Source organism: Paraburkholderia lebeckiae, from assembly GCF_050436225.1.
In the GTDB taxonomy this organism is placed as follows: Bacteria; Pseudomonadota; Gammaproteobacteria; order Burkholderiales; family Burkholderiaceae; genus Paraburkholderia; species Paraburkholderia tuberum.
Window position 1 is genome coordinate 2956971 of record NZ_JBNDLU010000001.1, and the last position, 13348, is coordinate 2970318.

The following is a 13348-nucleotide window of genomic DNA, read 5'->3' on the forward strand; positions in this document are numbered from 1 at the left end:
TCTGGTGTACGCGGGCGAGTGCGTAGCATTTCGCGAACTGATGGCCTATGTCCAGGGAAAACCCAGGCATCCGCGCCGCGTCGTTTCCTTGACTTGGAAAAATTCGAATATGAATAATACGTTCATTGGTGAATGAAAGCACTTCCAGGCGGTGCGCGGAGTGTGACCGCCGCACCTCGCCGCCGCATGGTAAAAAGACCACAAAATCTGGAGACACGCTCATGTCGGCATCGATCGTATCGAAAATCGGGCAGCGGCGCCGTATCGGCCGCGGCTCGTTGCAGGTGAGCGGACTCGGGCTCGGCACGGCGCCGCTCGGCGGCCTGTACCGTGACCTGTCCGACGAGGAGGCCCAAGCGACGATCGCCGCCGCCTGGGACGCGGGTGTGCGCTACTTCGACACCGCGCCGCACTACGGCAACACCAAGGCCGAGCATCGGCTCGGCGCTGCGCTGCGCCACTATCCGCGCGGCGAGTATGTGCTGTCGACCAAGGTCGGCCGCCGCTTCGTGCCGCGCACGTCGCCATTCGACGACCGCGAAGGCTGGCAGAATCCGCTGCCGTTCGAAGCGATCTACGACTACACGCACGACGGCATTCTGCGTTCGTTCGAGGACAGCCAGCAGCGCCTCGGCATCATTGATATCGACGTCCTGCTCGTGCATGACATCGGTCGCGTCACGCACGGCGACCAGCATCCGCACTACTGGCGGCAACTGACCGAAGGGGGCGGCTTCCGTGCGCTCGAGCGCCTGCGCTCGACGGGCGCAATCAAGGCGCTCGGCCTCGGCGTCAACGAGGGCGCGGTGATCCTCGACGCGATGGCCGAGTGCGATATCGATTGTGCGTTGCTCGCGGGCCGTTATACGCTGCTCGAACAGACCACCCTGGATGACCTGCTGCCCGCCTGCGAGGCGCGCGGCGTCAGCATCCTGCTCGGCGGCGCGTTCAATTCGGGCATTCTGGCGCGGGGCGTCGAAGGCGATCTGAAGTTCAATTACGGCGCCGCGCCGCCCGAGGTGATCGAGCGCGTCGCGCGTCTGGAAGCGGTGTGCCGCGCGCATGACGTGCCGCTCGCCGCCGCCGCGTTGCAGTTTCCGTATGCGCACCCGGCGGTCGCCACCGTGCTGACCGGCGCGCGCAGTGCCGGCGAATTGCGCGAGAACGTCGCGTCGTTCGAACTGCCGATCCCCGCGGCCTTGTGGTCCGCATTGCGCGACGCGGGCCTGCTCGACCCCCGTGCGCCCGCGCCCGAGGACTGATCCGACCATGCCGATCGACGCTCACCAGCACTACTGGGACCCCGCGCGGGGTGACTACGAGTGGCTGACGCCGGAGCTGAAAATCCTTTACCGGCCGTTCGGGCCTGATGATCTGAAGCCGTTGCGCGAACAGGCCGGCATCGAGCGGACCGTGGTCGTGCAGGCCGCGCCGACGCTCGACGAAACTCGCTACCTGCTCGACATCGCGCGGCACGAGCCGTCGATCGCGGGCGTGGTCGGCTGGGTGCCGCTGTTGTTGCCGAACGCGCCCGATCTGATCGAGGTGCTCGCGCGCGAGCCGAAGTTCAAGGGCGTGCGACCGATGCTTCAGGATCTGCCCGACGACGGCTGGATCGCGAATCCCGATCTCGCGCCGGCGATCGAGGCGCTGATCGCGCACGATCTCGCGTTCGATGCGCTGATCTACGCGCGTCACGTGCAATACGTCGAGATCTTCGCGCAGCGTTTTCCGGCGCTGCGCATGGTGGTCGATCATGGCGCGAAGCCGCCGATCCGCTACGGCCAGGCGGGCTACCCGGTATGGCGCGACGCGATCACGCGGCTCGCCGCGCTGCCGCAGGTGCACTGCAAGCTGTCGGGTCTCGCGACCGAGGCCTCGCCCGGCTGGACCGAGGACACGCTGCGGCCCTACGTCGAGCATCTGCTGAACACGTTCGGTCGCGCGCGGCTGATGTGGGGCAGCGACTGGCCGGTGCTCGAACTGAACGGCGACTATTTGCTCTGGCATTCGGTGGCGACCACGCTCGTCGCGTCGTTGAGCGACGCCGAGCGCGACGCCGTGTTCGGCGACAACGCCGCCGCGTTTTATCGGCTTTGATTTCGTTAGCAGCCCATTCAACTGGAGTCGTAGATGACACAAAGACTGGCCGGCAAAACGGCCCTGATCACCGCGGCGGGACAAGGTATCGGTCTCGCCACCGCCGAACTGTTCGCGCGCGAAGGCGCGCGCGTGATCGCCACCGATATCCGCATCGACGGACTCGCCGGCAAGCCGGTCGAGGCGCGCAAGCTCGACGTTCTCGATGGCGCGGCGATCAAGGCGCTCGCCGCGGAAGTCGGCACGATCGACGTGCTATTCAACTGCGCGGGCTTCGTACACTCGGGCAATATCCTCGAATGCAGCGAGGAGGACTGGGATTTCGCCTTCGACCTCAACGCGAAGGCCATGTACCGTATGATTCGCGCGTTCTTGCCGGCCATGCTGGAGAAGGGCGGCGGCTCGATCGTCAACATGTCGTCGGCGGCGTCGAGCGTGAAGGGCGTGCCGAATCGCTTCGCGTACGGCGCGTCGAAGGCCGCGGTGGTCGGGCTGACGAAGTCCGTCGCTGCGGATTTCGTCACGCGTGGTGTACGCTGTAACGCGATTTGCCCGGGCACGGTGTCCTCGCCGTCGCTCGAACAGCGAATCGCCGCGCAGGCTCAGGCGCAGGGCGCGTCGCTCGATGCGGTGCAGGCCGCCTTCGTCGCGCGTCAGCCGATGGGCCGCATCGGCAAGCCGGAGGAGATCGCCGCGCTCGCGCTGTATCTCGCGTCCGACGAGTCGTCATTCACGACGGGCCAACTCCATGTAATCGACGGCGGATGGTCGAACTGATTCTGATTGACTGACGAACCGAACACTACTGAACGTAAAGGGAAGTGCAACGATGAAATTGCTTCGTTATGGGCCGAAAGGCCAGGAAAAGCCGGGCCTGCTCGACGCGCACGGCAAGATTCGCGATTTGTCGAAGGTGGTGGGCGATATCGACGGCGCTGTGCTCGGCGATGAAAGTCTCGCGAAACTGCGCGCGCTCGATCCGGCAACGCTCCCGGTCGTCGAAGGTAATCCGCGCGTTGGACCGTGCGTCGGCAAGATCGGTAAGTTCATCTGCATCGGCCTGAACTATGCGGATCACGCGGCGGAATCGAATCTGCCGGTACCGGCCGAACCGGTCATCTTCAACAAGTGGACGAGCGCGATTAGCGGCCCGAACGACGACATCGAAATCCCGCGCGGTTCGAAGAAGACCGACTGGGAAGTGGAACTCGGCGTCGTGATCGGCAAGGCGGCGAAGTATGTCGACGAAGCGAACGCGCTCGAGCACGTGGCCGGCTACTGCGTCATCAACGACGTGTCGGAGCGCGAATGGCAGATCGAGCGCGGCGGCACGTGGGACAAGGGCAAGGGCTTCGACACGTTCGGCCCGATCGGCCCGTGGGTCGTCACGCGCGACGAAGTCGCCGATCCGCAGAACCTTAGCCTGTGGCTCGAAGTGGACGGCCATCGCTACCAGAACGGCAGCACGAAGACGATGATCTTCAGTGTCGCGAAGCTGGTGTCGTATGTGTCGCAGTGCATGAGCCTGCAGCCGGGCGACGTTATCTCGACCGGCACGCCGCCGGGCGTCGGCATGGGCGTGAAGCCGAACCCGGTGTTTCTGAAGCCGGGGCAGACGGTGCGTCTGGGTATCGAAGGGCTGGGCGAGCAGACGCAGAAGACTTACGCGGCGGAGTAACGCTCTTTCGCTTTCCGTCATATCGCTGAGAAATGAAAGGCCGTTCCTGCTTCGCGCAGGAGCGGCTTTTTTCATGGCGTCCCGGCTTTAAGCCCCCGCCTCCTGCTCTCCGTTCTCCCCAATCCGATTCACGGTCCCCTGCGCGACCGCCACCAGCTTCTCGCGGTTCCCCTCCATCACGAACACACTGCACTGGCACGTCGCTTGATGCCTGCCCGCATAGACAACGCTAGCGCGCGCGATCAGCATGCCCTTCACTGCCGGGCGCAGATAATTGATCTTGTACTCACCGATCACGACTCTCGGACCCAACGACAGCGCGCCAGCGAACGTCAACGCATTGTCGGCCAGATAGCTGATGACGCCGCCATGTACGAAGCCATGCTGCTGCCGCAGTTCATCTCGAATCGGCAGACACAGGGTGAGCTCGTCGCTGCCGGCGTGCATCAACTCCGCGCCTAGCAGCATGCTGAACGGCTGGGCGTGCAGTGCGCCGCGCGCCCGGTCGAGTAGGTCGGTCATCGTGGTTCCTTCGTGCAGGGTCTGGATAGGGCATCGGTGCAGCAGAGCATCCGCGCGGCGTGCGCCACGCGGTCCCTACCCACTCTAGGAAGCGCAGCTGAACTGCGCAAGGTGATTCCGCGCGACCAGCGGCGCATTGTTGTGCAAAACAACCGCAATCGCGACGATCGACGATGAAACCCGTACGTAGAGCGCTTTTTGCGGGAATTGGCCTCAAGCAGCCAATCGGCCTGCCGTTAACCCTGGTCTAACCCCCGTCATCCTTTGTTCCCAGGTGTCCACGATGTTCAGCAAGATCAAGGTCGCATCCGGCCTCCTATGTGTTCTGGCCGCGTTCTGCGTCTTCCAACTCGTCACGGTAGGGTTGGGCTTCTGGTCACTGACGCGGACGCACGACGATGTCGGCGATCTGTCGAACATCGCACTGAAGCAGGTCGAGGCGGTCAATCAGACCACGCAGCGCCTGATGGACGCGCGCATCAACCTGTCGCGTGCCGGCACGCGCATGGTGCGCGGGGGCACCGAGCCCACGGACATCGTGCAGCACGCTCGCGAACAGCTCGCCGCCGCCGATCAGTCTTTCGCGGCCTTCATGAGCGCGCAGAAGACCAGCGGCGAAAACAGCGCGCGCGCCACCGCGCTCGCCGAACGCTACAAGACGCTGCATGGCGCGCTCGCGGAGCTCGCGCAGTATCTCGACTCGAACAATATCCAGGCCTTCCTCGATCAGCCGACGCAGTCGTTTCAGGACGCCTATCTGGCGGAAGTGCACAACTTCGGGCAATTCGGCGACGCCGCGAGCCGCGCGTCGCTCGATTCGATCGATGCGCGCGTGGCGGCGTTTCGCATCGTCAGCATGGTGATTTTGCTCGTGCTCGTCGCCGGCACGCTCGCCGTCTATACGGCGCTGCGCCGCGGCGTCGTGGCACCGCTCGAGGAAGCGGGCCGCCACTTCGAGCGCATCGCCCAAGGCCGTCTCGATCAACCGATCGCCGCACGCGGCAGCAACGAAATCGGCCGTCTGTTCTCGGGCCTCGCCACGATGCAGGCGAGCGTCGCACGCACCGTCAAGAGCGTGCGCGAATCGGCCGACTCGATCCATCTTGGCGCCAACGAAATCGCGACCGGCAACGCCGATCTGTCGGCGCGCACCGAAAACCAGGCGGCATCGCTCGAGGAAACGGCATCGAGCATGGAGGAACTCACAGCGACCGTGCGCCAGAACGCCGATCATGCGCGCGAAGCCAATGCGCTCGCCGAGACCGCGCTTGGCGCGACGTCACGCGGCAGTGAAGTCGTCAATCAGGTGGTCGACAAGATGCGCGGCATCGCGCAGAGCTCGGACAAGATCGCCGAGATCATCTCTGTGATCGACGGCATCGCATTCCAAACCAACATCCTCGCGCTGAATGCCGCCGTCGAGGCGGCGCGCGCGGGCGAGCAGGGCCGCGGCTTCGCGGTCGTGGCCGGCGAAGTGCGCGGCCTCGCGCAACGCAGCGCGCAGTCGGCTAAGGAAATCAAGACGCTGATCAGCGAATCGGTCGCGGAGATTCAGGGCGGCTCGACGCTCGTCGAGCGCGCCGGCGAAGCGATGAGTCATGTGTCGGCGTCGATCTCGCGCGTCACGCAGATGATGGCCGAAATCAGCGCGTCGTCGCTCGAGCAGAGCACCGGCATCGAGCAGGTGAATCAGGCGGTCGTGCAGATGGACGAGATGACGCAGCAGAACGCGGCGCTCGTCGAGCAGGCCGCGGCGGCGGCGGCTTCGCTACATCAGCAAACCGAGCAATTGAAACAGGCCGTTTCCGTGTTCGAAATTTCTGAAAGTGTGTTGCGTACGCAACAGCGCGGAGCAATGTCCGTCGCAAACGCAGAATTCGCAATAACCGGAATGCATGCGCTTTAAGCGGCGACGCTTGTAAACGGACGCAGAAATAGAAAATGGCCCGCGTAAAGCGAGCCATTTGCATTAGACGCAAGCGCCTGTAGAGGCGCCTATCGTGACGTCCAGGTCTGTCTCAAAGTACCCGAAGGAACTTAGACCGGCTGGATGTTTGCAGCCTGCTTGCCCTTCGGGCCTTGCTTGACTTCGAACGACACTTTCTGGTTTTCCTGCAGGGACTTGAAGCCCGAAGACTGGATTTCCGAGAAGTGCGCAAACAGGTCTTCGCCGCCGTCGTCCGGGGTGATGAAGCCAAAGCCCTTTGCATCGTTAAACCACTTAACAGTACCTGTTGCCATTTTTGATCCAAATAAATGTTGTGTATTGCATCGCGACCGCAATCGCTCCAATGCGAGAGCGAGCGCGAGGGGAGAGTTGTATCACGTCTTTATGACAGACGCCAATCAACCTGCGTCCGGGTATTCCCCGGTTTTGATGTTTTTTCGCGCTTTGAGAACGTCTGACGATAACTTTTTTTGCGCCAGGGTTTACCAGCGGCATAAAATTTCTCCCGCGACCCGGCGGCGGGCATTCGTCCGTGCGTGCCGCACTTTATTGAGACGATCAAGCGTTGAACCTGATCTATCACTGGCCAAATTCGGCTAAGTTCGCGCTCGCAATTCGGCGTCCGCAGGCAGCGCCGCGTAGGCGGTGGCCAGATGATAAGGCGTCGTTGACGGCATGTCCGTACGTGCAATTTCGCCGCTCGACGTCTTGCATTCGAACCAGCCGTGTTCATGCAAAAAGCATCGCCGGAAACGTGCGATCTGCTGCGGCAGCGCCGCGCGCACGGCCGGATCGTCGTGACTGGCAAGCGCGCGCAGATATTCCGTCTGCGCCCAGATCCGCTGGGTCGCGTCGGTGACGTTGCCAGCCTCGTCGAGGGATGCGCACACGCCGCCGTTGTCCGGGTCCACGCCATGCTGCTGCGCGAAGGTGAAGGCGCGCGCCAGCGCTTCCGTCAGCCCCGTGCCGTCGAACAGCGCGCCCGCCTGCCTGACCAGCCAGTACCACTCGAACTGATGTCCCGGCTCCAGACGGTTGCCGCTCGCGCCGATCGGCAATTCGGCGATACAGCCGCTCGGCGCATGCACGAAGTGTCGCGCGACCGCGACAGCGAGGCGGCGCAACGCGGCGCCGAAGACGTTGTCGCGCGTCGCCTCGCAGGCGGCGAGCCACGCTTCGGTCAGGTGCATCAGCGGATTCTGCAACGGCGTCGCGGTGACCTTCGAAAAGTCGACGTTGAGCGCGGCGTTGAACAGATCGCCGTCGGCCGCGAAGTTCGACTGGATCAGCGCGGTCGTGTTGTGCACGAGCTTGAGCGCATCGAGGTTGTCGGAGCGCCGCGCGTATTCCGCGCACGCGAACATGACGAACGCATGCGTGTAGAGGTCCTTGGTCGTGTCGAGCGGCACGCCGAGCGCGTCGACGCTGTAGAACCATCCGCCGTGGTCGGTGTCCCGAAAGGTGTGCGTCAGCGAATCGAACAGCACGCGCGCGTGTTCCATGTCGCCCGCTTGCGCAAACGTGAACAACTGGCGCGCGCACGCCATCGCCCGGTAGCGTTGCGCGGGCAGCGGCTCGCCTCCGGTGGCGTCGAGCGCTTCGTAGGGCAGCTGCAACGCGTGGTTGAAGCCGGGCCCCCGCCACATCGGCAGCACCACGTTCGCGAAGTGCTCGCGCAGCGCGGTCGCGACGGTGGTCGTCGAAGCAGGGGGAGGGGTCGTGCTTGGCATGGTCGGTTGGTTCGGGCGCAACGTGCGCAGTGTATCGAGGCAGCGTTCAGGGCGGCGGTTCAGGATTCCGCTCGCCGAGACTGCTGCGGTGTGCGGCCTAGCATAAAGCAAACGCCTCGCGCTGACAGCTTGGGTCAAGCATCCGAAATGCTCGACGCCTAGGCGGGGCGACAGACGCATCAGGCGCGGCAGATGCACGAGCCGCATGGAATGCGTAACGCGAGGCGCACTGAGCTGCCGCCGCCGCTTATTTCGGATAGGGGAACAACGATGCTCGGTAATCCCGAACTCATCTCCCGTCTCGTGCTGGCAGCGGTGCTCGGGAGCACGTGATACTCGATCCGTCGCGGATGGCCGCCCAGGTCGTGTCGGGCATCGGCTTTCCAGGGGCGGGCTCGATCCTGCTGCGCGGCGAGATCGTGGGCGGGCTCACGAGCGCGGCGAGCCTGTGGTCGGTCGCGGCGTCGATTGCGGCGACCATCATCGTCCTGATCATCCTCGCCGGCATCAAGCCGCTCGAGCGGCGCTTCATCCACGGCCACGCAGCGGCGTCAGCTGACGATGGTGGTCGAGCGCGGAACGCTGACGTTCCATTCGCTGCACGACGAACTCGGCACCGCGAGTCCGCGCGTCAAGCAATTCGTGATGCAGTAAAGCGACGATGCGAACGAGTGCGACGAAGTGATCGTCACGCTGCATCGCGTGTGGAATCCGGAATACGAGTCGATCTGCGCTCGCATTCGGCAATTGCAGGGCGTGCGGGAGTTCCGGGGCGACGACGCGAGGTAGTGAAAGGCGCGAGGGGCACGAAAGCGCGCAAATCGTCGGGTAATGGCTTCGGCGCGGGCGGAGCGCCATGCGACAATGCTGGCTCTAAATATTCCAATGGCAATGACAAGCGGCATCCGGCGCCCCGTTCCTGGCGACGACCGCTTTTTCCTCTATGGCAGAATCCGCAGCATCCCCGCAGTCCATGTCCCGGCGCGTCGCTTCGAAGAAGCAGCGCCAGGGCGCCGTCTCCACCGAAACCGAAAACAAGCTGGCGCGCGCGGCGCGCTCGGCGCAACGCCTCGCGCAACTGAGCGGCGTCGCCCGCGACGACAGCACGCTCGACCTGTTCCCCGACGATCCGACCCGCGCAACGCTCGAGGCGATGAACATCGACGTCCGCCAAGGCACGCTGCACGGCTTCGAACTGCCGGACGTGGTGCTGCAGGCGGTCGGCGCATTCGATGAACATGGATCGCTCGACAAAACTGCGCGCCGCGCACCGCGTGCGGCGAAGCTGGATGCGTCGATGCCGGTGAACGGGCAGTTGAGCGGGTTTGACGTCGGGCCGGTGGTGGCGGTTGCGGATGCGTCCGCAAACGAGCCGGCGAACGGCGGCCCCGACGACGCAGCGCCGAACGCCGCAGCAAACACCGACGACAAGCCCGCGGCAACGGCGCGTGAGCCATCCGCGCCGCTCAGTTCGGCGATGGCCGCCGCGACCGTTGCGCGCAGCGTGACCGCGTTGCGCCAGGCGGCCGAAGCGGAGTCGGCTGCGACGGCGGGCGCGGGGAAGCCACAGCAGCGTTTCGCCGCGACGTTCGCGAAAGCCGCGACGGCATCGCGCGATGCCGCAGCGGCTACCGCTCCGGGTTCGCTTGCAACGTCCGCTGCGACCGACGGCAGTAGCATGAGCCAGTCCGCCGACGAGCCCGCGACGCGTACGCAATCCGCCTCGCCAGAGGCCGTGACCACGAAACTGGACGACAAGCTCTCCGTCACCGCGCCGTTGACGACACCCCGGTCCTCGTCCGCAGACAACCATGCCGGATTCGCCACTTCCTCGCGTGACGCGCGCCGCACCGACGCGGCCGCCGCCGCGCTACGCTCAGAGCTGGAACTCGACCACGCGCGTGCCACCGCGTTCGCCGATACGGTCGATGCGCTCTATGGCGTGATCGCCGATCAACGCCGCGCCGCGACCGATCATTCGCGGCGCGTGAAATGGATGCTGTCGATCGTGGTCGGTGCGCTGCTGGTGACGGTGGCTATCGGCATCGCGCAGACGCTGCTGCTGATGCGCCTCACGCGCGAGACGACGGCGCAGCAACACCGCATCGAACAGATGATGCAGAACCAGCAAGCGGCGATGGTGAGCCTGATCGACGCGCATACGGCGACAGCGAACGCCGTGTCGGCGCCTGCGGCCACGACCCCCACCGCAGCGCCCGTCCAGCCCAGCGCTACGCCGACGCGCGCGAGGCACGCCCGCGCTTCGCACGGGCGCCCGCCGGGTCATTAAACGGGGACGTTGTCGCGATACAACGCCGCCCGGCGTCGCGGCTGCCCGCCGCAGCGAAAATTTGCTGCATTGCACTAGCTTTTCCCTGGGGGAAACCCCTATAATCACGACTAAGGGAAAACCCTAGCAACGCAGTCACTAACCGGGAGTCGCCATGAGCTACATCTTTGCACTGTTCCAAAAGGTCAGCGACCTCTTTGCGTCGCCCCATCTGCCGCTGGATTCGGACTACTCGTACGCAGCGCGTGCCCGTGAAGCAGAGCGTCTGCGCCGCGCGCAGGCCACGCTGTTCGGCATCAAGCTGACGGACTAAAAACCAGCCGCACCTCCCGAGCGCGCGACAACGCGCCGGGGCGCGCACCTCGAGTGCGCTTCTCATTGAGCCACTATTCGCGAAATGCGGATCGTGGCTTTTTGTTTTTCGGGGCTCTCTTGTCGCGATGCACCATTGCGCGACGAGACAGACGTATCAGCGCCAGGCCTCCAGTATCTGTCCGACTCGTTGCGAAATATTTCGGGGCCGAAATGAATGTAACCAGCTTTCACGCCGATTCAGCGAGCCGAATGAAAGCATTGCCCGTAAGTCTTTGTTGAATGAAGCGCAAAAGCGAAACCGCGCTTCCATCATCAAGCCCCATCTATGAAATGCTCGCTTACAAGTGCTAACGTCTTCACGCGATCCGGGCCGCTAAAGTGAGTCTCAAGCGTACGGCGTCTGGTTCGGCTCACAAGCGAAGCGAACGAAGCGAATCGCACGGTCCGAACAAACACGGACGCTGGCCTGGAATAAAACTTTGACGGGAGGTCATTATGAAAAACTTTGGCAAGGCATCGCGCTCGCTGATCGCAACGCTGCTTGCGGGCGGCGCACTCGTCGCGGCTGGTAGCGCATTCGCGCAGGACCGCGTGATCGTCGAACACGGTCCGGCGCCAGTCGTGTACGGGCAACCGCATATGATGCCGGTGGGCGTGTCGATCAACATCGGCTGGCACGGCGATCGTTACTGGGACGGCCACCGCTACTGGGAGCACGACGAGTGGATGCGCCATCATCCGCACGACTACGATCCGCACCACCGCGGCGGCGATCGCGACGATCACCGCCCGCCGACCTCGCGCTACTAAAGCGCGCCTGACGGCGCCGCAACAGGCGGCGTGAGTCCACGAAGCCGGTCTTTCCTCGAGGGGAAGGCCGGCTTCGTCGCAATTGGGCGTGCGAGTCCGACCGTGGTATTGCGCGTGCTGCGCTATGCTTCGGGACTTTCATCGACGGCAGCGGGAGCGCGCGTGGGCAAGACGACACAGGATGTAGCGATAGGGGTGGTGGGCACGGGACTGATGGGCGTCGGCATTGCGACGCAGGCCGCGTTGCATGGATACCGCACGATCGTTCACGACGTTGATCCGGCGCGACTCGCGAGCGTCGCGCCGAAAGCGCAAGCCGTGCTCGACGAACTGATCGACGCGGGCCGTATCGACGATGCTGCCAAACAGGCGGCGCTCGCGCGCATCGAAACCAATGCGCAACTCGATGCGATCGGGCAAGCGCGCTTCGTGATCGAGGCGATTCCCGAAGTGCTCGAACTCAAACACCGCCTCTACGCGACGCTGACGAGCCTGCTCGCCGATGATGCGATCCTCGCGAGCAACACCAGCGGCTTCCCGCCCGACCAGCTTGCCACCCCGCTGTGCGCGAAAGAACGCTTCGTGATCGCGCATTTCTGGAACCCGCCGCACATGATTCCGCTCGTCGAGGTCGTGCCAGGCACCGAGACCGCGCCCGAAGTCGTGCAGCAAACCGCCGGACTGATGAGCACGATCGGCATGGAGCCGGTCGTGCTCGCGAAGGCGATTCCGGGCTTCGTCGGTAATCGGCTACAGTTCGCGGTGCTGCGCGAGGCATTGCATATCGTGCGTTCGGGAGCGGCAACACCCGAAGTCGTCGATTGCGTGATGAAAGCTTCGCTGGGACGTCGCTGGGGCATCGTCGGACCATTCGAGGGCGCGGACATGGGCGGACTCGACACGTTCGTCGACATCGCGTCGCATCTGATGCCGCAACTCGCGAAAGACGAGGGCGTGATCGATCTGCTGCGCGCGCAGGTCGACGCTGGGCGTGTCGGCGTGCGCAGCGGCGCGGGTTTTCATGACTGGGATGAAGCGCGCATCTCGCGGGTAAAGGAAGGGCGCAAGCGCGTGATCGGGCGCGGCTAGTGCGGTATAAATAGCCGTTCCGTGTCTGGTACTCCGCCGCTTTTCGCGCTAACTGCCACATGCGTCGCAAGCGAACCCAAGTCAACTCCAAGCCAATCCGAAGCCACTCCATGTCTCACTACTTCTACGACCCCGCCGCCGGTCACGGCCTGCCGCACGATCCTTTCAAGGCGATCGTCGCGCCGCGGCTGATCGGCTGGATTTCGTCGCGCAATGCCGAAGGCACGCTCAATCTCGCGCCATACAGCTTTTTCGGCGCGTTCGCGACCTTTCCGCCGATCATCGGTTTTAGCAGCGAGGGCCGCAAGGACAGCCTCGCCAACATCGAGGCGACCGGCGAATTCGTGTGGAATCTCGCCACCCGGCCGCTCGCCGAGCAGATGAACCGCTCGTCGGCGCCGGTCGCGCCGCACGTCGACGAGTTCGCACTGGCCGGGCTCACGCCCGCGCCGGGCCGCAACGTCGCCGTGCCGCACGTGGCCGAATCGCCGGCCGCGCTCGAATGCAAGCTGCTGCAGATCGTGCGTCTGCATGACGTCGATGGCAAGCCGATGGACAACTATCTGTCGCTCGGCTAGGTGGTCGGCGTGCACATCGACGAGGCCTATCTGAAGAACGGCCTGTTCGACACGCACGCCGCGCAGCCGATCATGCGCGCGGGTTATCGCGCCGACTATGCGCAGATCGGCGAGATGTTCCAGATGATCCGGCCAACGGCCTGAACTCGCCCTCATCAGCTTCCGCTGATTAGCTCCACTGGCCTGCTCGATGCTCGCAACCGCCGCTCCACCGCGCCGGTATCGATGCCGGCGCGGTGCGAGCTTCGACGCCGTGGCGTGACGGAACGGTTTGATGGAGCGGCGGAT

The 13348-nt window shown here is 64.4% G+C and carries 12 protein-coding genes and 2 pseudogenes; 11 read left to right on the forward strand and 3 right to left on the reverse strand.

What is annotated here, in order from left to right; all coding sequences use genetic code 11:
- Window positions 1-221 precede the first annotated feature (221 nt).
- Genes OKW45_RS13880 through OKW45_RS13895 form a run of 4 tightly spaced genes read left to right on the forward strand, consistent with a single transcriptional unit; the run spans window position 222 to window position 3778 of the window.
- Window positions 222-1262: an aldo/keto reductase gene (locus OKW45_RS13880; RefSeq protein WP_429468900.1), complete on the forward strand. Its 1041-nt coding sequence runs from the start codon at window positions 222-224 to the stop codon at window positions 1260-1262.
- 7 nt (window positions 1263-1269) lie between these two features.
- Window positions 1270-2100: an amidohydrolase family protein gene (locus OKW45_RS13885; protein WP_429468903.1), complete on the forward strand. Its 831-nt coding sequence runs from the start codon at window positions 1270-1272 to the stop codon at window positions 2098-2100.
- A gap of 33 nt (window positions 2101-2133) precedes the next feature.
- Window positions 2134-2877 (forward strand): SDR family oxidoreductase, encoded by a 744-nt coding sequence (locus tag OKW45_RS13890; protein ID WP_429468906.1) that lies wholly within the window; start codon window positions 2134-2136, stop codon window positions 2875-2877.
- Between the two features lie 52 nt (window positions 2878-2929).
- Window positions 2930-3778, forward strand: coding sequence for an ureidoglycolate lyase (locus OKW45_RS13895; protein ID WP_018424085.1), 849 nt, complete (start codon window positions 2930-2932; stop codon window positions 3776-3778).
- Between the two features lie 87 nt (window positions 3779-3865).
- On the opposite strand, the gene OKW45_RS13900 is transcribed toward OKW45_RS13895, so the two are convergent.
- Window positions 3866-4300 carry a PaaI family thioesterase gene (locus OKW45_RS13900; RefSeq protein ID WP_018424086.1) on the reverse strand — a complete coding sequence of 145 codons (435 nt, stop codon included), beginning with the start codon at window positions 4298-4300 and terminating at the stop codon, window positions 3866-3868.
- 283 nt (window positions 4301-4583) lie between these two features.
- Here OKW45_RS13900 and OKW45_RS13905 point away from each other — a divergent pair, with 283 nt between their 5' ends.
- Entirely contained in the window at window positions 4584-6206 is a 1623-nt protein-coding gene (locus tag OKW45_RS13905) for a methyl-accepting chemotaxis protein (protein ID WP_429468908.1), read from the forward strand.
- 131 nt (window positions 6207-6337) lie between these two features.
- Here OKW45_RS13905 and OKW45_RS13910 read toward each other — a convergent pair whose 3' ends face one another.
- A complete protein-coding gene (locus OKW45_RS13910) occupies window positions 6338-6541 on the reverse strand; it encodes a cold-shock protein (RefSeq protein ID WP_018424088.1) in 204 nt (67 codons plus the stop codon).
- 303 nt (window positions 6542-6844) lie between these two features.
- Window positions 6845-7978 (reverse strand): AGE family epimerase/isomerase, encoded by a 1134-nt coding sequence (locus tag OKW45_RS13915; RefSeq protein ID WP_429468911.1) that lies wholly within the window; start codon window positions 7976-7978, stop codon window positions 6845-6847.
- Between the two features lie 326 nt (window positions 7979-8304).
- Here OKW45_RS13915 and OKW45_RS13920 point away from each other — a divergent pair.
- From OKW45_RS13920 to OKW45_RS13945, 6 genes and pseudogenes are all read left to right on the forward strand, one after another.
- Window positions 8305-8767: pseudogene (locus OKW45_RS13920) on the forward strand (MgtC/SapB family protein); the annotation flags it as partial.
- Window positions 8768-8921: 154 nt separating this feature from the next.
- Window positions 8922-10268 (forward strand): hypothetical protein, encoded by a 1347-nt coding sequence (locus OKW45_RS13925; RefSeq protein ID WP_429468914.1) that lies wholly within the window; start codon window positions 8922-8924, stop codon window positions 10266-10268.
- A gap of 154 nt (window positions 10269-10422) precedes the next feature.
- A complete protein-coding gene (locus tag OKW45_RS13930; RefSeq protein ID WP_018424094.1) occupies window positions 10423-10581 on the forward strand; it encodes a hypothetical protein in 159 nt (52 codons plus the stop codon).
- A gap of 497 nt (window positions 10582-11078) precedes the next feature.
- A complete protein-coding gene (locus OKW45_RS13935) occupies window positions 11079-11393 on the forward strand; it encodes a hypothetical protein (RefSeq protein ID WP_429468917.1) in 315 nt (104 codons plus the stop codon).
- 213 nt (window positions 11394-11606) lie between these two features.
- The gene (locus OKW45_RS13940) at window positions 11607-12482 is read left to right on the forward strand and encodes a 3-hydroxyacyl-CoA dehydrogenase family protein (protein ID WP_429469400.1); all 876 of its coding nucleotides are present in this window, start codon (window positions 11607-11609) and stop codon (window positions 12480-12482) included.
- Between the two features lie 110 nt (window positions 12483-12592).
- A pseudogene (locus OKW45_RS13945) lies at window positions 12593-13204 on the forward strand (flavin reductase family protein).
- Window positions 13205-13348 lie beyond the last annotated feature (144 nt).